The sequence below is a fragment of the Aeribacillus sp. FSL K6-1121 genome, assembly GCF_038003725.1.
GTDB classification, from domain to species: Bacteria; Bacillota; Bacilli; order Bacillales; family Aeribacillaceae; genus Aeribacillus; species Aeribacillus composti.
Genome location: NZ_JBBOPS010000001.1, coordinates 377,796 through 400,271 on the forward strand (window position 1 = coordinate 377,796; position 22,476 = coordinate 400,271).

General features: G+C 41.0%; 17 protein-coding genes, 1 other RNA gene and 1 other annotated feature. Of the genes, 15 read left to right on the forward strand and 3 right to left on the reverse strand.

Annotation, left to right across the window (positions count from 1 at the left end; translation table 11 throughout):
• Nucleotides 1-14 precede the first annotated feature (14 nt).
• The 5 genes from secDF (at nucleotide 15) to dtd (ending at nucleotide 8,539) form a co-directional block, all read left to right on the forward strand.
• Entirely contained in the window at nucleotides 15-2,237 is a 2,223-nt protein-coding gene (secDF, locus tag NSQ61_RS01880; protein WP_066249528.1) for a protein translocase subunit SecDF, read from the forward strand.
• A 524-nt stretch (nucleotides 2,238-2,761) separates the two neighbouring features.
• Nucleotides 2,762-5,140: a single-stranded-DNA-specific exonuclease RecJ gene (recJ, locus tag NSQ61_RS01885; protein WP_094246271.1), complete on the forward strand. Its 2,379-nt coding sequence runs from the start codon at nucleotides 2,762-2,764 to the stop codon at nucleotides 5,138-5,140.
• A 20-nt stretch (nucleotides 5,141-5,160) separates the two neighbouring features.
• On the forward strand, nucleotides 5,161-5,673 hold the full coding sequence (locus NSQ61_RS01890) for an adenine phosphoribosyltransferase (protein ID WP_063387979.1): 513 nt from the start codon (nucleotides 5,161-5,163) through the stop codon (nucleotides 5,671-5,673).
• A gap of 226 nt (nucleotides 5,674-5,899) precedes the next feature.
• Nucleotides 5,900-8,083: a RelA/SpoT family protein gene (locus NSQ61_RS01895; protein ID WP_063387980.1), complete on the forward strand. Its 2,184-nt coding sequence runs from the start codon at nucleotides 5,900-5,902 to the stop codon at nucleotides 8,081-8,083.
• A 15-nt stretch (nucleotides 8,084-8,098) separates the two neighbouring features.
• On the forward strand, nucleotides 8,099-8,539 hold the full coding sequence (dtd, locus tag NSQ61_RS01900; RefSeq protein WP_066250512.1) for a D-aminoacyl-tRNA deacylase: 441 nt from the start codon (nucleotides 8,099-8,101) through the stop codon (nucleotides 8,537-8,539).
• A gap of 30 nt (nucleotides 8,540-8,569) precedes the next feature.
• Here dtd and NSQ61_RS01905 read toward each other — a convergent pair whose 3' ends face one another.
• Nucleotides 8,570-9,583 carry an N-acetylmuramoyl-L-alanine amidase gene (locus NSQ61_RS01905; RefSeq protein ID WP_340805771.1) on the reverse strand — a complete coding sequence of 338 codons (1,014 nt, stop codon included), beginning with the start codon at nucleotides 9,581-9,583 and terminating at the stop codon, nucleotides 8,570-8,572.
• Complete coding sequence (locus NSQ61_RS01910; protein WP_340805772.1) at nucleotides 9,508-10,242, reverse strand: SH3 domain-containing protein; 735 nt, start codon at nucleotides 10,240-10,242, stop codon at nucleotides 9,508-9,510. The genes NSQ61_RS01905 and NSQ61_RS01910 overlap by 76 nt, the downstream gene beginning before the upstream one ends.
• Nucleotides 10,243-10,381: 139 nt before the next feature.
• Between NSQ61_RS01910 and NSQ61_RS01915 the strand changes: the two genes are divergently transcribed.
• From NSQ61_RS01915 to NSQ61_RS01935, 5 genes are all read left to right on the forward strand, one after another.
• Entirely contained in the window at nucleotides 10,382-10,549 is a 168-nt protein-coding gene (locus tag NSQ61_RS01915) for a hypothetical protein (protein ID WP_158640147.1), read from the forward strand.
• A gap of 59 nt (nucleotides 10,550-10,608) precedes the next feature.
• Nucleotides 10,609-10,827: a binding site (T-box leader), on the forward strand.
• Nucleotides 10,828-10,888: 61 nt separating this feature from the next.
• Nucleotides 10,889-12,157, forward strand: a complete 1,269-nt coding sequence (gene hisS, locus NSQ61_RS01920) for a histidine--tRNA ligase (RefSeq protein ID WP_063387983.1) — start codon at nucleotides 10,889-10,891, stop codon at nucleotides 12,155-12,157.
• A gap of 15 nt (nucleotides 12,158-12,172) precedes the next feature.
• Complete coding sequence (gene aspS / locus NSQ61_RS01925) at nucleotides 12,173-13,948, forward strand: aspartate--tRNA ligase (protein ID WP_066250519.1); 1,776 nt, start codon at nucleotides 12,173-12,175, stop codon at nucleotides 13,946-13,948.
• Between the two features lie 66 nt (nucleotides 13,949-14,014).
• A non-coding RNA gene (gene ssrS, locus NSQ61_RS01930) (6S RNA) lies at nucleotides 14,015-14,207 on the forward strand.
• Nucleotides 14,208-14,249: 42 nt separating this feature from the next.
• The gene (locus tag NSQ61_RS01935; protein ID WP_063387985.1) at nucleotides 14,250-15,017 is read left to right on the forward strand and encodes a tRNA threonylcarbamoyladenosine dehydratase; all 768 of its coding nucleotides are present in this window, start codon (nucleotides 14,250-14,252) and stop codon (nucleotides 15,015-15,017) included.
• Nucleotides 15,018-15,148: 131 nt separating this feature from the next.
• On the opposite strand, the gene NSQ61_RS01940 is transcribed toward NSQ61_RS01935, so the two are convergent.
• Entirely contained in the window at nucleotides 15,149-16,426 is a 1,278-nt protein-coding gene (locus NSQ61_RS01940) for a replication-associated recombination protein A (protein ID WP_340805773.1), read from the reverse strand.
• A gap of 135 nt (nucleotides 16,427-16,561) precedes the next feature.
• On the opposite strand from NSQ61_RS01940, the gene cymR reads away from it, so the two are divergent.
• The 5 genes from cymR (at nucleotide 16,562) to recD2 (ending at nucleotide 22,408) form a co-directional block, all read left to right on the forward strand.
• Complete coding sequence (gene cymR, locus NSQ61_RS01945; protein ID WP_063387987.1) at nucleotides 16,562-16,981, forward strand: cysteine metabolism transcriptional regulator CymR; 420 nt, start codon at nucleotides 16,562-16,564, stop codon at nucleotides 16,979-16,981.
• Between the two features lie 18 nt (nucleotides 16,982-16,999).
• Entirely contained in the window at nucleotides 17,000-18,145 is a 1,146-nt protein-coding gene (locus tag NSQ61_RS01950; RefSeq protein ID WP_063387988.1) for a cysteine desulfurase family protein, read from the forward strand.
• A gap of 15 nt (nucleotides 18,146-18,160) precedes the next feature.
• Nucleotides 18,161-19,276, forward strand: a complete 1,116-nt coding sequence (gene mnmA, locus NSQ61_RS01955; protein ID WP_339210153.1) for a tRNA 2-thiouridine(34) synthase MnmA — start codon at nucleotides 18,161-18,163, stop codon at nucleotides 19,274-19,276.
• Nucleotides 19,277-19,357: 81 nt separating this feature from the next.
• Nucleotides 19,358-20,011, forward strand: a complete 654-nt coding sequence (locus tag NSQ61_RS01960; protein ID WP_063388167.1) for a tetratricopeptide repeat protein — start codon at nucleotides 19,358-19,360, stop codon at nucleotides 20,009-20,011.
• A 21-nt stretch (nucleotides 20,012-20,032) separates the two neighbouring features.
• Nucleotides 20,033-22,408, forward strand: coding sequence for an SF1B family DNA helicase RecD2 (recD2, locus tag NSQ61_RS01965; RefSeq protein WP_339196909.1), 2,376 nt, complete (start codon nucleotides 20,033-20,035; stop codon nucleotides 22,406-22,408).
• Nucleotides 22,409-22,476: the final 68 nt, after the last annotated feature.

A 22,476-nucleotide genomic window follows, 5' to 3' on the forward strand; every position in this document is an offset into this window, starting at 1 on the left:
TGAGGAGGATCAACATGGCAAAAAAAGGCCGAATTATATCATTTTTTATCATTGTTTTCGCCCTTTTAGGTTTGACTGGCGCAACGACAAAACCAATCGTAGAAGGCATTACGCTTGGTCTTGATTTAAAAGGCGGCTTTGAAGTTTTATATGAAGTGAAGCCGGTAAATAAAGGAGATAAAATTGACCGTCAAGCCCTTTTAAGTGCAGTTGAAGCGCTGGACAAAAGGGCGAATGCTCTTGGAGTGAGCGAACCAAATATCCAAATAGAAGGGAATGACCGAATTCGCGTTCAGCTTGCAGGCGTGACGGATCAGACTGAAGCTCGGAAAATTTTGTCGACGCAGGCAGAGCTGACCTTTCGTGATGTCAATGACAAAGAATTACTAAACGGTTCAGACTTAGTGCAAGGCGGTGCCAAGCAATCATTTGACCAAAACGGTAAACCGAACGTTGTCGTTGAGCTAAAGGATGCGAAAAAATTTAAAGAAGTGACAGAGAAAATAGTAAAAATGGCGCCTGAAAATAAGCTGATCATATGGCTTGATTGGGAAGAAGGCGACTCGTATAAAAAAGAAGCAGCAAAAGCGAATCCGAAATTTTTGTCCGATCCGTACGTAAATGAAGTGTTTGATACGACTACGGTCACGATTGAAGGACAATTTACGGTAGAAGAAGCGCAGCAATTAGCAAGTTTGCTGAATGCTGGTGCATTGCCAGTGAAGCTGCACGAAATTTATTCAACTTCTGTCGGGGCAAAATATGGGGAACAAGCGATGCAATCAACCATTTATGCGGGTTACGTCGGCGTAGGCCTCATTATGCTGTTCATGATCTTTTACTATCGCTTGCCGGGATTGATCGCATCTATCACGCTTGTTTCATACATATACCTCATTTTAGTTGTGTACAATTGGATGCATGCGGTGCTTACATTGCCGGGGATCGCCGCCCTTATTTTAGGGGTTGGGATGGCAGTTGACGCGAACATTATTACAGACGAACGAATTAAGGATGAATTAAAGCTTGGAAAAAGTGTCCGATCTGCTTTTAAAGCAGGAAACAAAAGATCGCTTTTAACCATTTTTGATGCCAATATTACGACAATACTCGCAGCTGTTGTTTTGTTTATTTTTGGAACAAGCTCTGTAAAAGGATTTGCGACAATGCTCATTGTCAGCATTATTATATCCTTCCTTACGGCGATTTATTTAAGCAGATTGCTGCTCGGATTGCTCGTGGAGAGCCGGGCATTTGACAAAAAGCCGCATTGGTTTGGCGTGAGGAAAAGCGATATTTTGGATATTACGAAAACGAATAAAGATACCGATGTCCCAACTCGCTTTGATCATATTGATTTTGTTAAACATCGGAAAAAGTTTTTCGTTTTATCAAGTGTATTAATTGTCGCAGGCATTATCATCCTCTTTGTTGCTAAATTGAATCTAAGCATCGATTTTACGAGCGGAACGCGGGTCGAGCTAGCGACAAATGAGCCGCTATCGGCTGATACAATCGAAAAAGAATTCAAATCAATCGGGCTTAAGCCGGATGAAATTGTATTATCTGGTAATGATAAAAGCACAGCAGTTGTACGATTTGTAGGCGCATTTGATAAAGAAACGATTTCAAATGTAAAAGAACATTTCACAGAGCTGTATGGGATAGAGCCAAATATAAGCACGGTTTCGCCAACAGTCGGAAAAGAGCTGGCGCGAAATGCTCTCATCGGTGTTGCAATTGCTTCCATTGGGATTATCATATATGTATCCATCCGCTTTGAATTTTATATGGCGCTTGCAGCTGTGCTTGCCCTATTGCACGATGCCTTTTTTATCGTTTCCTTTTTCAGCATTACCCGTCTTGAAGTAGACATTACATTTATCGCGGCCGTGTTGACGATTATTGGTTACTCGATCAACGATACGATTGTTACGTTTGACCGTATAAAAGAAAACATGGGAAAAGCGAAAAAAATAAAAACATTTGAGCAGCTTGCGGAAATTGTCAACAAAAGCTTGCGGCAAACCTTTACAAGATCGATTAACACCGTTTTAACCGTGATCTTTGCTGTTGTCGCTCTCATTTTATTCGGAAGCTCGTCCATTTTAAATTTCTCGATTGCTTTGTTGGTTGGATTGATCGCAGGCGTTTATTCCTCTTTGTTTATCGCCAGCCAGCTTTGGCTCGTTTGGAAATGGAAGCAAATTGAAAAACGTTCTGTAAAAGAAAACTAGTGAACAGCCGCTGTAAAAGTTCGAAGGGGCTGTCCAAAAAGTCAGGGTTAACTGACTTTTTGGGGCTCCTTCATTTTAGGGATTTATCGGACAGACTATTTTTCCTATCTTGTGTTTAGGGGCTGTCTTTGAAAGTCAAATCGCCATTGAAAACAAAAAATCATAAACACCGATATATCAACGTTTCTAAAACATTCATGGGGGCGTCAATAAGCCGTAAAAACGACTTATTAGACATCCCCCTTTTCTTATGCTCTCTTTCTTCATTACGTTCTCCAAAAGTTTTATGACGGACATTCAGTGCATACAATTTATTCCAGTTGGACTTCATTGCTTCTATGAAGGACATTTACAAATTTTATTCGATTATTTTTGTCCTTCACAATGTATTTCTCCAAACTCCTTCATTTTAGGAACTCATCGGACAGCCCCTCTCTTTCTTATGAAGAAACATAACCTTAAAAATAGTGTTTGAAAACATTTCATTTCGTTCTGTATAATAGGAGAAGTTGAGGGGTGAAATCATGCTGAGATCTAAATTTCGTTGGAATCGTTTATATAGGGATGAGTCCAACGAAGAGGCTGTTCGAGCATTAATCGACTCTTTGAATATTACATATTTGACTGCTCGATTACTTGTGAATCGCGGCATTCAAAATGTTGAAGAAGCAAAAGAGTTTTTACATATAAAGGAACCTTCATTTCATGATCCTTTTTTGTTGGATGGGATGGAGCGGGCATGTGAGCGTATTTTTGCAGCAATCCGCGCTGGTGAAAAGATTGTCGTATACGGTGATTATGATGCGGACGGCGTTTCCAGCACTGCCGTCCTGTTGACGGCATTAAAGGAATTGGGGGCAAACGTCGATTTTTACATACCGAATCGATTTTCAGAAGGATACGGGCCAAACGAACATGCTTTCCGAATGATTCATGAAAAAGGATGCAGGCTGATTATAACAGTTGATACCGGCATCGCGGCAATCAATGAAGCGGATTTAGCCAAAAGGCTTGGAATCGACCTCATTATCACAGACCATCATGAACCGGGGCCTGTTTTGCCTGATGCGTATGCGATCATTCATCCGAAATTGCCAAATTCAACATATCCTTTTAAGGAGCTGGCAGGTGTAGGCGTTGCTTTTAAAATGGCCCATGCCCTTTATGGCAAGGTTCCAGAATCTCTGATAGAGATCGCAGCCATTGGAACAATTGCTGATTTAGTACCTCTATACGGAGAAAATCGGCTTCTTGCGAAAAAAGGGATTGAAAAATTAAAAACGACGACAAGACCTGGCATAAATTCGCTTCTTTCCATTGCTGGAGTGGACAAATCTTCCGTAAATGAGGAAACGATAGGATTTGTTTTAGGACCGAGAATCAATGCGGCAGGGAGGCTGAAAGAAGCCGATCCTGCCGTTGAATTGTTGTTGACAGATGATGAAGAAAAAGCTGATATGCTTGCTAAGGAAATCGATCAATTAAATAAACAAAGGCAGAAGCTTGTACAAGAGATAACGGACGAAGCGATTAAGGAAATTGAAAAAAATTTTCCAATCGAAGACAATCCTGTTTTAGTCGTTGCAAAAGAAAACTGGAATTCTGGAGTGATCGGAATCGTTGCTTCCAGATTGGTCGAAAAATTTTACCGTCCTGCCATCGTGTTGAGCATTGATCGTGAGACAGGTCTTGCCAAAGGGTCTGCGCGAAGCATTCAAGGGTTTGATCTATTTAAAAACTTATCGGAATGCAGGGAGCTTCTCCCTCATTTTGGAGGCCATACGATGGCTGCTGGCATGACGCTGAAAGCAGAGCATATTGACGAGCTGCGCCAAAAAATGATCGATCTTGCAAATAGTCAGCTTTCAGATGAAGATTTTATTCCTGTAAAAAACATTGAATGTGCCTGTTCATTGGAGCATGTCACAATAAAAGCAGTCGAAGAGCTGGAGAAGCTTGCCCCTTTCGGAGTCGATAATCCGAAGCCGCTCTTTTTACTAGAAAATGTCAATGCGGCAGATGTTAGAAAAATTGGGGTAAACGGAAATCATTTGAAAATGAAGATTGAGGAGAAGGAATTTGAATTAGATGTCGTCGGCTTTGGACAGGGAGAATTGGCAGAAGAAATATCTCCTTTCGCAAACGTTTCTATTGTCGGTGAGCTTGCGATCAACGAATGGAATTATGTAAAAAAGCCGCAGCTATTGCTTCAAGACCTTGCCGTGCCAGCGTGGCAGCTTTTTGATTGGCGAGGTTCAAGAGGAACGGAGGCTTTGCTCTCTAAACTTCCTGCTGAAAAACGATTGCTGATCGCCTTTCATGAAGAATCTATAAAATTATATAAAGATCAACCGTACATTCATGAAATTCATATAATATCAGAAATAAAGGATTACAAAAATATAGATGTTTCCAATAAGTATGTTGTATTTCTCGATATGCCCCCGGCAATCGAATTTCTTGTTTCAGCATTTGAGCAAGGAATGCCTGAAAGAATTTATGCTATTTTTTATCAGCATGCAGACCACTTTTTTCAAACAATGCCGACAAGAGAGCATTTTAAATGGTATTACGCATTCTTAACGAAAAAAAATTCTTTCGATTACAAAAAATATGGGGAAGATTTAGCCAAATACCGTGGCTGGACAAAAGAAACGATCTTTTTTATGACAAAGGTGTTTTTTGAACTTGAATTTGTTACAATAAACAATGGTGTGATTACATTAAACAAAAAGGTGAAAAAACGGGATTTATCAGAATCCGGAACATATCAGCAGAAGCTGGATCAAATGAAACTGGAACAGCAGCTTCTCTATTCTTCTTATCAAGAACTGAAGGAATGGTTTGAAAAGGCAGTCTTGAAACGAGATGCCGATAAATTTTTACAAGTTCATGAATGGTAAACAACCGAGGAGGACGAGTGATGGATTTAAAAAAATACGTGACAATTGTTGAAGATTTTCCAAAACCGGGCATTTCTTTTAAAGATATCACAACATTAATGGACAACGGGGAAGCATTTAAATATGCAACAGACCAAATTGTTCAATATGCGCGTGAAAAGAAGATTGATATTGTTGTCGGTCCAGAAGCAAGAGGGTTTATCATCGGCTGTCCAGTTGCTTACTCTCTCGGAGTTGGTTTTGCACCTGTTCGAAAAGAAGGCAAGCTTCCGCGCGAAACGATCAAGGTGGAATACGGGCTTGAGTACGGAAAAGATGCATTAACCATTCATAAAGATGCGATTAAGCCTGGCCAGCGAGTGTTAATAACCGATGATTTGCTGGCGACTGGAGGGACGATTGAAGCTACCATTAAATTAGTGGAACAGCTTGGCGGAGAGGTTGCCGGCATTGCCTTTTTAATTGAATTGTCTTATCTTGAGGGCAGAAAAAGGCTTGAAGGCTATGATATATTAGCATTGATTAAATATTAATCGGCGCAAATCTATAAATGAAGCACTCTTAATGGGTGCTTTTTTTTAAAACAATAAAATGAAAAACTTTAGAAGTTGTAATATTTTCCATCCACTCGCAAAATAGCTGCAGCAGCTCTATTTTTTTTTTCCCCCTTTTCAAAAGGATCGTATTCTTCTCTTTACATGTTTGTTAATTTTATTTAATAATAAAAACAATAACGTATATACAATTAAAGGTGATCCCATGGCAAACGAACAAATGTTGACAGCTGAACAGATCTTCGAAAAAGCGGAGAAGTATCTTCCGCCTGACGATATAGAGTTTATAAAAAAAGCATACGAGTTTGCAAAAAACGCCCATCATGGGCAATATCGCAAATCAGGCGAACCATATATTATGCATCCGGTGCAGGTTGCCGGGATTCTAGTAGATTTGGAGCTGGATCCTACAACGATTGCAGGCGGCTTTTTACATGATGTTGTGGAAGATACGGATGTGACATTAGACGAGCTTCGACAAGAATTTAACGATGAAGTCGCTATGCTTGTGGATGGAGTAACAAAGCTGGGAAAAATTAAATATAAATCAAAAGAAGAGCAGCAGGCGGAGAATCACCGGAAAATGTTTGTCGCTATGGCGAAGGACATTCGGGTCATTTTAATTAAACTGGCAGACCGTCTTCACAATATGCGTACGTTAAAACATTTGCCGCAGGAAAAGCAGCGAAGAATCGCCAATGAAACGTTGGAAATATTTGCTCCTCTCGCCCATCGCCTCGGAATCTCAAAAATCAAATGGGAACTTGAAGATACAGCCTTGCGGTATTTAAATCCGCAGCAATACTACCGAATTGTCAATTTGATGAAAAAGAAACGTGCAGAACGGGAAAAGTATGTTGAAGAGGTAATTGAAGATTTAAAGAAGCGAATTGAAGAAGTAAAGATAAAGGCAGAGCTGTACGGCCGGCCGAAGCATATTTATTCCATTTATCGAAAAATGGTTCTCCAAAATAAACAATTTAACGAAATATATGATTTGCTGGCTGTGCGAATTATTGTGAACAGCATAAAAGACTGCTACGCAGTGCTTGGCATCATTCACACATGCTGGAAGCCGATGCCTGGCAGATTTAAAGATTATATTGCAATGCCGAAAACAAACATGTATCAATCCATTCACACGACTGTCATCGGTCCGAAGGGGGATCCCCTTGAGGTTCAAATTCGCACATACGAAATGCATGCGATCGCTGAATACGGGATTGCCGCCCATTGGGCTTATAAAGAAGGAAAAAGCATTACATCTTTTGATAAAAAACTGAGCTGGTTTAGAGAAATATTGGAGTTTCAAAACGATTCTTCCAACGCCGAAGAATTTATGGAGGCATTGAAAGTTGATCTGTTCTCTGACATGGTGTTTGTATTTACTCCAAAAGGAGATGTCATTGAGCTTCCCGCCGGGTCGATTCCGATTGATTTCGCCTACAGAATTCATTCTGAAATAGGCAATAAGACGATCGGAGCAAAAGTAAACGGAAAAATAGTGCCTCTTGATTATAAATTAAAAACCGGAGATATAGTGGAAATATTGACGTCGAAGCATTCTTACGGTCCGAGCCAAGATTGGCTTAAATTGACGCAGACCTCTCAAGCGAAAAATAAAATTCGCCAATTTTTCAAAAAGCAGCGCCGAGAGGAGAATGTTGAAAAAGGAAAAGAATTAATTGAAAAAGAAATTAAAGCGATGGATTTTGATGTGAAAGAAGTCCTTACTCAGGAAAATATAAAACGTGTCGCGGAAAAATTTAATTTTTCAAATGAGGACGATATGTATGCGGCGGTTGGCTTCAACGGCATTACTGCTTTACAGGTTGCAAACCGCCTAGTCGAAAAAATTCGCAAACAGCGGGATATAGAAGAGCAGGAAAAATTGATGGAAAAGGTGGTTCAACAAGGTGCAAGGCGGCCGAAGCGCCGTGATGCAGGAGTGTCTGTAAAGGGTATTGATAATTTGTTAATCAGGCTTTCCCGCTGCTGCAACCCAGTCCCTGGCGATGATATTGTCGGATTTATTACAAAAGGAAGAGGGGTATCTGTTCACCGGTCTGATTGTCCAAATGTCAATAAAGAGGATGCAAAAGACAGGTTAATTGAAGTGGAATGGGAAAATCAGCTGGACGGCCGGAAGGAATACAATGTGGAAATTGAGATTTTAGGTTTTGACCGGCGCGGCTTATTAAATGAAGTGCTCCAGTCTGTAACAGAGACGAAGACAAACATTACGACAATTTCGGGAAGAACGGACCGTAACAAAGTAGCGAACATCCATTTAGGAATTTCGATTCAAAATGTCAGCCATCTTCAAAAAGTTGTGGATCGGATCAAGCAAATACCGGATGTATATTCAGTGCGGAGAATTATGAATTAAGAAAGGAAATACATGATGAAAGTTGTAGTACAACGAGCAAGGAATGCAAATGTCAAAGTAGATGGACAAGTTGTTGGTTCGATTGAGTTCGGTTTAATGGTGCTAGTCGGTGTTACACACGAGGATACGGAAAAGGATGCAGAGTTTTTAGCGGATAAAGTAGCCAATTTGCGCATATTTGATGATGAAGAAGGGAAAATGAATTTATCTCTTTTAGATGTTGGGGGCGAAGTTTTATCCGTCTCCCAATTTACGCTGTACGGCGATTGCCGGAAAGGAAGAAGGCCAAATTTTATGCAAGCAGCCAAACCGGATATTGCTGAAAAACTATATGAATCTTTCAACGACAAACTGAGAGAAAAAGGCGTACGTGTTGAAACGGGTTCTTTCGGAGCGATGATGGCTGTTGAATTTACAAATGTTGGCCCAGTAACATTGATTATCGAAAGCAAATAAAAAATCGTGAGCGAGCTGCTCACGATTTTTTTATGAGTTTACATATTTGACGACCGCTTTATAAATCGCTTGTGAGATTTTCTCTTGGTAAGCGTTTGTGCTGACTGTCCACTCTTCCATAGGATTGCTCAAAAAACCTAGTTCAAGCAAAGCAGCAGGACGTTTATTTTCACGCAGCACAAAATAATTTCCCAATTGAACACCGCGGTTTCTTAAATTGACATGCCTCACCATCTCTTTGTGAATTACATTTGCTAATGCTTTATCCTTTGTAGAATTGTAATAAAAAGTTGTGATTCCATTTGCGCTTGGAATGATTGAGCTATTATAATGGATGCTCACAAAGGCGTTTGCGTTGTTTTTTACAGAAATTCCTACACGGGATTGCAGGCTGATATATGTATCGTCGCTTCTAGTTAAAACTGCATTTACACCTGCTCTTTTTAATTTGTTGTACACAAGTTTAGCTGTTTTTAAGGTTAAATGTTTTTCCAGCGTCCCTCTGACACCGATCGTCCCGCTGTCATAGCCTCCGTGGCCCGGATCGATAATGACTTTTTTACCGTTTGACGGTATGCTTGTCCCTTTATTGGAATTGTTTTCGCTTGTTGTTGTGACGACCCAGCTTGCTACATAAGCTGTTTGACCGTTTCGGAGCTGAATTTTATACCAATTATTATAAATCCCTACAATTGGAAAAGTCTGCCCTTTGTTTCCTCTTTGAACAATTTTTGCAGAAGTGGAAGGTGCACTGCGCAAATTTGTTCCGTCGTATAAAAGGACAACTGATTGAGCGCCGTTTGTTTTCTTTGAGCCAGCTTCGATATATCTTTTGGATGCCCAGCCTGTTTTGTTTTTCGCATATCTAATTTGATACCAATCTCCGTTTGCACCTATGATTTCTACCTCTGTTCCTTTTTTAATGGTACCGACAATTTTTGAGTGTAAAGACGGGCCGCTTCTAACATTTAACGAACTGGCTGTAATCCTTCCTTTTTGCGGGGAAGTGCTGCTGCTTTGGTAATATATTGCTTCGACACCCACCCCGTCACATTGTTGTAGCGAATGTTATACCAATTGCCTTGTTCCGAAATGATTTCAACTTTCATGTTTTTTGTCAGCTTGCCGGTAATTGATGATTGTGCATTTGGTTTTGAACGAACATTTAATATAGTGGCTGTAACCGTACCGAGGCTATGCTTCTGATTCGAAGGGGTTTTGCTGGCTGCTGGAGCTACATATGCCGAAGAGACCCATCCTTGCCGGCCATTATAGGAAATTTTCACCCATTTCCCCTGTTTCATCAACACATGCGCTTTTTCCCCTTTAGGAAACTGTCCAACAACTTTATAGTTTGTCCCGGGGCCAGAACGGATTCTTAACCCGGTAGTCGTAGAAACGACATAATCCTTTTTTTGAAGCTCGGTTTCTACTGAAAGAAGCCAATCGGCTACCCACCCGGAAGAGCCCTGTTTTAATTGAATTTTCACCCAATCTCCTTTCCTTGCGACAATCGGGTATTTTTCACCGTACCGAACGCTTTTCATTACGGGATAGCTTAAACCGGGACCTGTCCGGACATTTACTTTATCTTGCTTAATGACTGCATATTGCGTATCCGCTTGGGCTGAATGAAAAACTGGAGCGGTAGAAGTAAAAAGCAGTGAAAGCAACAGAACGATTAAAAAGCATTTTTTTCGCAATGGCCATGCTCCTTTCACATTCATGCAAAAAACTATTTCTATTTTTATTTCGGCATTTCCTTTTTTACATTGAGTATTTTTTCATTTTTTTACGGGAAGACTAAGACGCAAATTCTGATGAAAAAGAAAGGGGAAAAATATGCGGTCCAGTGAAAAACATTCTTTCTCCGCATCAATTTTTCATGACCAGTTTGGTATTTCTTTCAGTGATCGTACGATGCAGGATATTTTAATAGAGGTTTCGTTTGAGCATGGTTTAAATCAAGAGGAGGCGAAAAAGCTCCGTGATCGGCTCAGCCGTTCTTGACATGACACAGTATTGTTCGTATGATAATATAAAATTCTAGATTTAAAAATAACGTACATAAACAACCGATGACGGAGACAAGTAGCTGGGATGCACATGGACAGAGAGGAAAGGCCTTAGGCTGAAAGCCTTTCCCCATGATCGCTTAGTGAAGAACACTCCGGAGGTTTTCCTCTGAAAGGTGTAAAAGTAGGAGGAAACGTAAATAGGCGTTAACTTTTAAGTGGAAGCATTGCTTCAATTAGGGTGGCACCACGGGAGACTCTCCCGTCCCTACGGGAATCGTCAGGGGACGGGTTTTTTTATGGAATTTATTTTATAAGTGGAGGAGAATCGACAATGGCTTTTCAAATCCCGCGAGGTACACAGGATATTTTGCCGTCGGAGGCTTCAAGATGGCAATATGTTGAGAAAAAAGCTAGGGAAATATGCCGTCTTTATCGCTTTCAAGAAATTCGAACCCCCATTTTTGAACATACGGAATTATTTCAAAGGGGTGTAGGCGAATCAACCGATATTGTCCAAAAAGAAATGTACACTTTTTCCGACAGGAAAGGAAGAAGTTTAACATTAAGACCGGAAGGAACTGCAGCAGTCGTCCGCGCTTTTGTTGAAAAGAAAATGTACGCCGATCCGAACCAGCCTGTAAAGCTTTTTTACATCGGTCCGATGTTTCGGTATGAAAGACCGCAATCAGGGCGTTTTCGGCAATTTGTTCAATTCGGTGTGGAGGCTCTCGGCTCGGACGACCCTGCGCTGGATGCTGAAGTTATTTCTTTGGCGATGGCGTTTTATCAATCGCTCGGCTTAAAAAAATTGAAGCTTGCCATTAACAGTTTGGGAGATCAAGAGAGCAGAGCTGCACATCGTGCTGCTTTAGTCAACCATTTTAAGCCGAGAATTGGAGAATTTTGCTCTGATTGCCAAAAGCGGCTTGAGCAAAATCCGTTAAGAATACTTGATTGTAAACAAGACCGCGAGCATGAATTGATGAAAAGCGCCCCTTCCATCATTGACTTTTTAAACGATGAATCAAAGCAATATTTTGATCAAGTGTTAAAATATTTAACGGAGCTTGGCATTGAGTATGAAATCGATCCAAATCTCGTCCGCGGATTGGATTATTATAACCATACAGCATTTGAAATCATGAGCAATGCGGAAGGGTTTGGGGCGATTACGACTTTATGCGGCGGCGGAAGATATAACGGCTTGGTCGAAGAAGCCGGAGGGCCAAGCACGCCGGGGATCGGCTTTGCTTTAAGCATTGAACGCCTGTTAGCAGCAATTGATGCTGAAAACATCGCTCTTCCGATTGAAAAAGGTCTAGATTGTTATATTGTGGCACTGGGAGATCGGGCGAAGGAACGGTCGGTATCTCTATTGCAGGAAATGCGGAAAGCCGGCATTTCTGCAGACAAAGATTATGAAAATAAGAAAATGAAAGCACAACTGAAGCAAGCGGACAGGCTTCAAGCCAAATTTGTCATCATCATAGGTGATGAGGAATTAGAAAAAGGCGTGGCGAACGTAAAAAACATGGCAACAGGCGAACAAGATGCGGTGGCATTTGAACGACTTGCAGAGTATATAAAAGAGAGAAAGTAAAGGAGAGTATGTAGGATGTTTGGACGTTCGTATTATTGTGGAGAAATTTCCGAAAAAGCAATCGGCGAAAAGGTCGTTTTAAAAGGATGGGTGCAAAGACGCCGCGATTTAGGAGGACTTATTTTTATCGACTTGCGCGACCGGACAGGAGTTGTCCAAATTGTTTTTAATCCTGAAGTTTCAAAGGAAGCGTTAGAAATAGCTGAAAAAATCCGCAGCGAGTATGTATTGGACATTGAAGGCGAAGTGGTGAAAAGATCGGAAGAGACGATTAATCCGAACATTCGAACAGGAAAAGTGGAAGTGGTTGTTCAATCGGTAACCATTTTAAACAGCGCCAAAACTCCTCCTTTTTCACTTGCGGATCAAAAAGCGGACATTTCCGAAGAGGTTCGTTTAAAATACCGTTATTTAGATTTGCGCCGTCCAGTCATGTTTGAAACGTTAAAAATGCGGCATCAAATTACGAGAGCGATTCGCAACTTTTTGGATGAAAATGGATTTATTGATGTGGAAACCCCCATTTTAACAAAAAGCACACCGGAAGGAGCACGGGACTATCTTGTCCCTTCTCGCGTCCATGAGGGGGAATTTTATGCGCTCCCGCAATCGCCGCAAATATTCAAACAGCTTCTAATGGTTTCAGGATTTGATAAATATTATCAAATTGCAAGATGCTTCCGCGATGAGGATTTGCGCGCAGACAGACAGCCGGAATTTACCCAAATAGATATAGAAACTTCTTTTATGAGCCAAGAAGATATTATGAATCTAACCGAAAAGATGATGGCTCATGTGTTAAAAGAAGTGAAAGGAATCGAGCTTACTCTTCCATTCCAACGCATGCCATATGATGAGGCGATGGCGCGCTTTGGGTCGGACAAGCCGGACGTTCGATTCGGCCTGGAGCTTGTTGATGTATCTGAAATTGTGAAAAACTCCGCTTTCAAAGTTTTCAGTCAAGCAGTTGCAGGTGGAGGGCAAGTAAAGCTAATCAATGTAAAAGGAAAAAAAGACGAATTTTCACGCAAAGATCTAGATGCTCTCCAAGAGTATGTTCACAATTATGGAGCGAAAGGTTTGGCTTGGCTTAAAGTAGAAGAAAATGAAGTAAAAGGCCCAATTGCAAAATTTTTATCAGAAAATGAACAAAATAGTATTTTGCAAGCAGCTGAAGGACAGAATGGAGACTTGCTTCTGTTTGTTGCCGACAAGCCGAATGTTGTTGCTGATTCGTTGGGGGCTCTCAGATTAAAACTAGGAAAAGATTTAGGGCTGATCGAAGAAGATAAACTTGAATTTTTATGGATTACGGATTGGCCGCTCGTTGAATATAATGAAGAAGACGGCCGCTATTATGCATTGCATCATCCGTTTACTATGCCGTTTCGTGAGGACTTGGAGTACTTTGAGAAAGACCCTCTCAAAATGCGGGCTCAAGCATATGACTTAGTGTTAAATGGATATGAACTTGGCGGAGGGTCGATTCGGATTTTTGAAAAAGACGTTCAAGAAAAGATGTTCAAACTTCTTGGTTTTACAGAGGAACAAGCAAGAGAACAGTTCGGATTTTTGCTGGAAGCCTTCGAATACGGTACGCCGCCGCATGGTGGAATTGCACTAGGATTGGATCGGATTGTAATGCTTTTGGCAGGAAGAACAAATTTACGGGATACGATTGCCTTTCCGAAAACAGCAAGTGCGAGCTGTTTGTTAACGGAGGCACCAAGCCAAGTAAGCAAAGAGCAATTGGATGAACTGCATCTTGAAGTGAAACATAGCTCAAGGTAATAATTTCCATTATTTGTTTTTTATCTTGAAATCTCATGCTAATTATGATATTCTTTATTCAAAATTTAAGTCCTGATGTGTGCGTCGTACACCTAGTTTTGACCGAACAACGATTTAAATGGGAGCCCGGAGTTTCTAAAGTGAGTAAATGCCTCATATGCATATGGCACGAGGACTTACAAAGCTTTAGAACAGGGCACCCACCTGCTGAGAGCGGGTTCAAAACGAAGGAAACGGCGACGGCACAATTGGGACTTTTTTAGTTTGTACACTGAATTTTGACAAATTGGAGTGATTTTTTTTGCTTCATCAGTTTTCCCGAAATGAACTAGCGATTGGAAAAGAAGGTTTACATAAATTGAAAAACAGCTCCGTAGCCGTTTTAGGGGTTGGCGGAGTTGGATCTTTTGCCGTCGAAGCTCTTGCACGATCAGGCATCGGGCGATTGATTTTGATCGATAAAGATGATGTCGATATTACGAATATTAACCGGCAAATCCATGCGCTTTTGTCGACAGTTGGAAAACCGAAAGTGGATTTAATGAAAGCAAGAATTGCTGACATTAATCCGGATTGTGAAGTAATTGCATTAAAAATGTTTTACACGGAAGAGACGTATGAAGACTTTTTTAAGCTAAACCCTGACTATGTGATTGACGCCAGCGATACGATCAGCTATAAAATTCATTTAATGAAGGAATGCCTGAAACGGAATATTCCTATTATTTCAAGCATGGGGGCAGCCAACAAAACGGATCCAACCCGTTTCCGAGTAGCAGATATTTCAAAAACACATACAGATCCGATTGCCAAAGTGATTCGAACGAAACTGCGAAAAGAAGGGATCCGAAAGGGAATTCAAGTCGTATTTTCTGATGAACGCCCTGTTGTTATTAGAGAAGATGTCAGAAAAGAAGTCGGCAATAACGAATCAACGATCCGCAAAGCAAAAATGCCCCCGTCATCAAATGCCTTTGTGCCATCCGTAGCCGGATTGATTATGGCTGGTCATGTGATTAATGAATTGCTGAAGGATATAAAAATTTATCGTGTCGGCGACGACGATTAAAAAATGGGGTGTCAAATAAGCCGTTTTTCGGCTTATTGACGCCCCCTTTTATTTACGTTTTCCATGGGGTTTTGACATTTTGGACAATCCTATTTATATTTTCAAGATGACACGGACATGACCGAAGCTTCCTATTCGTCCTTTTCTTTTTTCTTTTTCTCGATATTTTCATATATTTGCGCTAAAGCCTGCTCGAATTTGCCCGTTCTTTTTGGCTTGTAATATTTTTTATGCTTGATGGGGTCAGGCAAATATTGCTGGTTTACCCAGCCTGATTCATAATCGTGCGGATATAAATAGTTCACGCCTCTGCCAAGCTGCTTTGCTCCTTTATAATGAGCATCCCGCAAGTGGGAAGGGACCTCGCCTGTCACTCCTGAGCGAATGTCGGCTAAAGCTGCATCAATCGCTTTATAAGCAGAGTTTGATTTAGGGGATAAACATAGTTCAATCACCGCATTGGCCAAAGGGATGCGTGCTTCGGGAAAACCGATGCGCTCAGCTGCTTCTATAGCCGAAAGAGTTCTAGGTCCCGCTTGCGGATTTGCAAGACCAATATCTTCATAGGCGATGACCGTTAAACGCCTTGCAATCGAAGAAAGATCCCCTGCCTCAATTAATCTGGCCAAATAGTGAAGCGCTGCGTTTACATCGGACCCGCGAATAGACTTTTGAAAAGCAGATAAAACATCGTAATGATGATCTCCGTCTTTATCGTGGGAAAAGCTCTTTTTTTGCATGCACTCTTCAGCAATTTCAACCGTAATGCAAATGTTCCCATTCTCATCTTCCTTTGTTGATAAAACGGCGAGTTCTAATCCATTTAACGCCGCACGCACATCTCCGCCGGAGCTTTCGGCAAAATGTCTTAGAGCTTCGTCGCTGATTTGAACAGGAAAGTCGCTCAGTCCTCTTGGGTCTGTAAGAGCTCTTTTCAGGGCAATCATAATGTCATCTGGAGAAAGAGGGTGCAATTCGAAAATTTGACAGCGGCTCCGAATCGCCGGGTTAATGGCATGATACGGATTGCTTGTCGTTGCACCGATTAAAATAATCATGCCGTTTTCTAAATATGGAAGCAAAAAATCTTGTTTCCCTTTATCAAGTCTGTGCACTTCATCTAAAATGAGAATGATTTGCCCTGGCATTTTTGCTTCTTCTACAACAATTTCCATATCTTTTTTATTGTGGACAACCGCATTCAGCTTTCGAAAAGGCGTGTTAGTGCTGCCTGCTATTGCTGTTGCAATAGATGTTTTTCCGATTCCAGGAGGTCCGTATAAAATCATCGAGCTTAAATATTTAGCTCGCACCATTCGTTCAATAATCTTTCCTTTTCCAACTAAATGTTCTTGTCCAATAATATCTTCTATTTTGGTTGGACGCATTCTATACGCTAAAGGTTCCATTTTATCGCTCCCAAATAAAAATCATATCATCTCATTTACCCACTAATAAAATAATATGCTATAATGTCTAAAGTTTAAAGTAGAACCAAGATGGTGAAAATCTTGAAAAAAACTAAAAAATAGGAGTGTAGAAACGTGAGAATTTCAACGAAAGGACGCTATGGTTTAACGATTATGATTGAATTGGCGCGAAAGTACGGAGAAGGACCGACATCTTTGAAAAGTATTGCACAATCTCATGATTTATCAGAGCATTATTTGGAACAATTAATTGCTCCTCTCCGCAATGCCGGACTTGTCAAAAGCATTCGCGGAGCTTATGGCGGATATATTTTAGCGAACGATCCGTCCAAAATAACGGCTGGTGACGTTATCCGTGTGTTGGAAGGACCGATCACCCCTGTTGAAGGAATTGAAGATGAACCGCCTGCTCAAAGGCATCTATGGTTAAAAATCCGCGATGCGGTGAAGGACGTTCTTGACAACACGACACTTGATGATTTAGCAAGCCATACAGGAGATAATGAGCAGGACGCTTACATGTTTTACATTTAAAGTCGGGAGGAATTAACTTTGGAACGGATATATTTGGATCATGCGGCAACATCGCCAGTCCATCCCGCAGTTTTGGATAAAATGACAACCTTTATGAAGGATTATTTCGGCAATCCGTCTAGCATCCATTCTTTTGGCAGAGAAAGCAGACGAGAAGTGGATGAGGCTCGAGAGCTCCTTGCCAAAAGTATTCATGCCGACCCAAAAGAAATCATATTTACTAGCGGAGGAACAGAAGCAGATAATTTAGCGGTGATTGGAACAGCGCTTGCTAATAAAGAAAAAGGAAACCATATTATCACAACAGAAATTGAGCATCCGGCTGTCCTCCAATCTTGCCGCTATCTAGAAAAAAACGGATTTCACGTTACGTATTTGCCTGTCAATCAATCGGGAGTTATTTCTGTCGAGGATCTTAAAAAAGCTTTAAAAGATGAAACGATTCTTGTCACAGTCATGTATGGAAATAATGAAGTAGGTGCCTTACAGCCTATTTCAGAAATAGGAAGCTTATTACAAAACCATCAAGCGTATTTTCATACCGATGCAGTTCAAGCATACGGACTCGTTCCAATTGATGTTCGCGAGCTGAATGTCGATCTGCTGTCGGTTTCCGGTCATAAAATAAATGGGCCGAAAGGGATCGGTTTTTTATATGCAAAAGCTGGGGTGAAATTCACTCCGCGCATGCATGGCGGTGAGCAGGAATTGAAGAGAAGAGCCGGAACGGAAAATGTTCCAGCGATTATCGGGTTTGCGGAAAGCGCAAAAATTGCAGAACAAACAAGAAAGGAAAAAACAGAGCAATATGTGCATTTTAAACAAATAATGATCGATGTGTTTGAACAAGAGGGCATTTCCTTCGCTGTGAACGGCTCGATTGACAACAGCCTGCCTCATATATTAAACGTTTTCTTTCCGGGAACAAATGTTGAATCGCTTCTTGTCAACCTCGATTTGGCGGGAATTGCGGCATCAAGCGGCTCAGCTTGTACAGCAGGATCAGTTGAACCGTCGCATGTGCTCGTTTCAATGTTTGGCAAAAATTCAAAAGAAATAACTTCATCGGTTCGATTCAGCTTCGGCTTAGGAAATACGGAGGCACAAATTGAATCGGCTGCCAAAAAAACAGCCGAGATTGTTAAAAGGTTAACGTCAAAATAGAAAGAGGTGAGAGAGATGGAAAAGGCGCCGCATGAAACAAGAGTCGTAGTCGGGATGTCTGGCGGAGTAGATTCATCTGTAACTGCTTTGCTCCTAAAAGAACAAGGGTACGAAGTCATCGGGGTCTTTATGAAAAATTGGGATGATACGGATGAAAATGGCGTATGTACGGCAACGCAAGATTATGATGATGTAATCCGTGTATGCAATCAGCTTGGGATTCCTTATTATGCAGTGAATTTCGAAAAAGAGTATTGGGATAAAGTGTTCACTTACTTTTTAGAGGAATATAAAGCTGGAAGAACGCCAAATCCCGATGTCATGTGCAATAAAGAAATTAAATTTAAAGCTTTTTTGGAGCATGCAGCTGACTTAGGCGCGGACTATATCGCAACAGGTCATTATGCACGGGTAAAATACCGCGATGGTGTGTACAAATTGCTCAGAGGAAAGGATCCAAACAAAGATCAAACGTATTTTTTGAATCAGCTGAATCAGAAGCAGCTGTCAAAGGTCATGTTCCCCATCGGGCATCTTGAAAAAAAAGAAGTTAGAGAAATTGCGAAAAAAGCAAACTTGGCAACAGCAAAGAAAAAAGATTCAACAGGCATCTGCTTTATTGGCGAGCGGAACTTTAAAGAATTTTTAAGCCAGTATTTACCTGCTCAACCCGGCAAAATGGAGACGTTGTCTGGTGAGGTAAAAGGGAAGCATGACGGGCTTATGTATTATACGATCGGTCAACGCCATGGACTCGGAATAGGAGGAAATGGCGATCCTTGGTTTGTGGTTGGAAAAAATTTAAAAAATAATATTTTATATGTTGAACAAGGATTTCATAATGAACATTTATATTCAGACTCCATTATCGCAACAAATGTAAACTGGATAACCGGTGTAAAACCAACAGATGAGCTTGTTTGCACCGCAAAATTTCGCTACCGCCAGCCTGATCAGCCAGTAAAAGTGAAAATGATCGGTGATCAAACTGCACAAATTTCGTTTGAACAGCCGGTCCGTGCCGTTACACCAGGACAAGCTGTCGTTTTTTATAATGGAGAGGAATGTCTGGGAGGCGGCATTATCGATAAAGTATTTCGCAACGGCGAAAAACTGTGGTATGTCGGTTAAAGAGTTAAGCTGTACCGATCGGAATGAGATTTGTTAACTTGGCGCAGCCTCTTTGCCTTTGGATGTGAAAGGATGAAATGGATGCATAAAAATCAACTGGCTTTAGAAGCAATAAAAGAAGGGAAATGGGAAGAAGCAGCGAAATATTTTGCAGAAGCATTGGAAGAAAATCCAAACGACCCTGTGTTATACGTAAATTTTGGGAATTTGCTTGCCTCTTCAGGTGATGCAGAAAGAGCATTGAAATTTTATGAAAAGGCGATTGAGATTGATAAAGGGACGGCTACTGCGTATTACGGCATTGGAACCGTTCATTATAATGCGGGAGATTATCATAAAGCGAAAACATTTTTTGATCAGGCGGAAAAGTATGGGCTTGCTCATAAAGATGTCTATTTTATGCTTGGAATGTCTCTTTACCAGCTTGAACAGCCCCGTCTTGCACTTCCATATTTTTTGCGGGCGGTTGAGCTGGATGAACAAGACGCCAGCGCTCACTTTCAATATGGTTTATGTTTAGCACAAGCAGGCCACATTCAAGAAGCAAAAAAAGAGTTTGAAAAAACGATCGACCTCGATCAACATCACGCAGATGCTTATTATAATTTAGGTGTTGCGTACGCATTTGAAGAAAATAGAGAAGAAGCTTTAAAAATGTTTGATATGGCGCTTTCCATTCAACCGGATCATTTGCTTGCGGGCAACGGGAAAAGGCTGTTAGAAGAAATGATTTAAACGAAATTAGGAGGAAAGAGGATGGGCGGTCAACAGGAGAGTTTGTTTCATGAGGAAAGTACTCCTTTTGTTCGCGGAGTCATTAAACATATTGTGTTCCAGAATGAGCAAAATTTTTATACTGTTATTAAAGTGAAAATTGAAGAGACGAATGAACAGTTTGAGCAAGATCAAGTGACCGTGACGGGTTTTTTTCCTCTTCTCCAATTACATGACAGCTATACGTTTTTTGGCGCGAAAAAATACCATCCAAAATTCGGCGTACAATTTCAAGCCGAGCGTTTTCAAAAGGAGCTTCCAACTACGAAAGAAGGAGTTATTCAATATTTATCAAGCGGGCTTTTTAAAGGAATCGGCAAAAAAACAGCGGAAGCGATCGTGAATGAACTGGGCGAACATGCGATTTCGATTATTTTGGAGGATCCCGATTCATTAAAAAGAGTGAAGAAGCTTTCAAAGGAAAAAGCCAAAATACTGGCTGAAACTCTGAAGGAACATCAAGGTTTAGAAGGGGTTTTAATCGGATTAAATCAGCTTGGCATTGGGCCTGCACTTGGGATGAAAATTTATCAGCTATATCGGGAGGATACGCTTAAAATCATTCAAAAAAACCCATATCAATTGGTGGAAGATATTGAAGGGATCGGCTTTATTCGAGCGGATGAAATTGGGAGAGAGCTTGGGATCTCCGGCAATCATCCCGACCGGCTGAAGGCGGCTTGTTTGTTCACTATTGAACAAGATGCTGTAAAAGAAGGACATGTATATGTTACAAAAGTTCAGCTGATGGAAAAAGCGAAAAAATTGCTCACCCAAAATGGAGAAGACATATCTGATCAGGATATTGAAAGAATCATTCTTGAATTGGAAGAAGATCGAAAAATTATCGTCGAGGAAGATCGAATTTATTTACCCTCTCTTTACTATGCTGAAGTGGGACTTGCCAATAACATTGAAGAAATTTTAACCCAAAACCAATTTCAAGATATGTTTCCTGAATCAGAATTTTTGCTGGAGTTAGGAAAACTGGAAGAAAAAATGAATGTTCAGTATGCCCCCTCTCAAAAAGAAGCCATTCAGCGGGCTATTCATTCGCCGATTCTTTTGCTGACCGGCGGGCCTGGAACGGGAAAAACAACCGTTATCAAAGGCATCGTTGAAATTTATGCGAACCTCCATGGCCTTTCATTGAACCCAAAAGAATATCAAAAGAAGGAAGAGCCGTTTCCCATTGTACTGGTGGCACCTACTGGACGAGCTGCAAAAAGAATGGCAGAAGCAACCGGTCTTCCTGCCGTCACAATCCACCGCCTTTTAGGATGGAATGGTTCAGAAGGGTTTGAACACAATGAAGATCATCCGATTTCTGGAAAGCTTCTGATTGTTGATGAAGTATCTATGGTTGATATTTGGCTCATGCATCAATTGTTTAAATCGCTTCCTTCGGACATACAAATTGTTCTTGTCGGAGACGAACACCAGCTTCCGTCCGTTGGACCCGGCCAAGTGCTTCGCGATTTGATTCAATCCGGACGAATCCCAGTTGTTACGCTGACAGATATTTATAGACAAGCAGAAGGATCTACAATTATTGATTTGGCCCATTCAATCCGCCAAGGAACTCTTCCAACGAACCTTTTGCAAACGACACAAGACAGATCGTTTATTCCTTGTACAACATCACAAATAAAAGAAGTTATAACGAGAGTAATTGAGAACGCTTTGAAAAAAGGATATTCTGCGAAGGATATACAGGTGTTGGCACCGATGTACAGAGGGATTGCCGGCATTGATCAGTTGAATGAAATGCTTCAGGAAATGTTAAACCCCCCTTCAAAAGAAAAAAGAGAGATCAAGCATGGTAACGTTATTTACCGAATTGGGGACAAAGTGCTGCAGCTCGTCAATCAGCCTGATCAAAACGTGTTTAATGGCGATATTGGGGAGATTGTTTCTATTTTTTACGCAAAAGAAAATGTCGAAAAAGAAGATATGGTGGTCATTTCTTACGACGGTATCGAAGTAACCTATACGAAGCAAGATTTTAATCAGTTTACTCATGCTTACTGCTGCTCCATCCATAAAGCGCAGGGAAGCGAATTTCCGATTGTCATTTTGCCGGTAGTAAAAGGCTACTTTCGGATGTTGAGAAGAAATTTGATTTATACAGCTGTTACAAGGAGCAAGCAATTTTTAATTATGTGCGGAGAATGGGAAGCGTTAAAAATGGGAGTATACAACAATCAGGAGTCGATGAGGCAGACAACCTTAAAAGAGAGGCTGAAAACGTCTGAACTTGCCGAGCTGAAAGAGGAGCTTCCTTTTCCACTAGAAGATGCCAACATTGGGATGGAGAACATCACTCCATATGATTTTATGGAAGAGGGCGAAGGATAATAAATTTGTTCCTTTCCATAAGATCGATAACGATTGACAGATGATGCTACAAACAGGGGACAAATTGT

Excerpts from the sequence above, each read along its gene's own strand:
- secDF (WP_066249528.1), top strand. The coding sequence starts at position 15 with ATGGCAAAAAAAGGCCGAATTATATCATTTTTTATCATTGTTTTCGCC.
- recJ (WP_094246271.1), top strand. The coding sequence starts at position 2,762 with ATGCTGAGATCTAAATTTCGTTGGAATCGTTTATATAGGGATGAGTCC.
- NSQ61_RS01890 (WP_063387979.1), top strand. The coding sequence starts at position 5,161 with ATGGATTTAAAAAAATACGTGACAATTGTTGAAGATTTTCCAAAACCG.
- NSQ61_RS01895 (WP_063387980.1), top strand. The coding sequence starts at position 5,900 with ATGGCAAACGAACAAATGTTGACAGCTGAACAGATCTTCGAAAAAGCG.
- dtd (WP_066250512.1), top strand. The coding sequence starts at position 8,099 with ATGAAAGTTGTAGTACAACGAGCAAGGAATGCAAATGTCAAAGTAGAT.
- NSQ61_RS01915 (WP_158640147.1), top strand. The coding sequence starts at position 10,382 with ATGCGGTCCAGTGAAAAACATTCTTTCTCCGCATCAATTTTTCATGAC.
- hisS (WP_063387983.1), top strand. The coding sequence starts at position 10,889 with ATGGCTTTTCAAATCCCGCGAGGTACACAGGATATTTTGCCGTCGGAG.
- aspS (WP_066250519.1), top strand. The coding sequence starts at position 12,173 with ATGTTTGGACGTTCGTATTATTGTGGAGAAATTTCCGAAAAAGCAATC.
- NSQ61_RS01940 (WP_340805773.1), bottom strand. The coding sequence starts at position 16,426 with ATGGAACCTTTAGCGTATAGAATGCGTCCAACCAAAATAGAAGATATT.
- mnmA (WP_339210153.1), top strand. The coding sequence starts at position 18,161 with ATGGAAAAGGCGCCGCATGAAACAAGAGTCGTAGTCGGGATGTCTGGC.
- NSQ61_RS01960 (WP_063388167.1), top strand. The coding sequence starts at position 19,358 with ATGCATAAAAATCAACTGGCTTTAGAAGCAATAAAAGAAGGGAAATGG.
- recD2 (WP_339196909.1), top strand. The coding sequence starts at position 20,033 with ATGGGCGGTCAACAGGAGAGTTTGTTTCATGAGGAAAGTACTCCTTTT.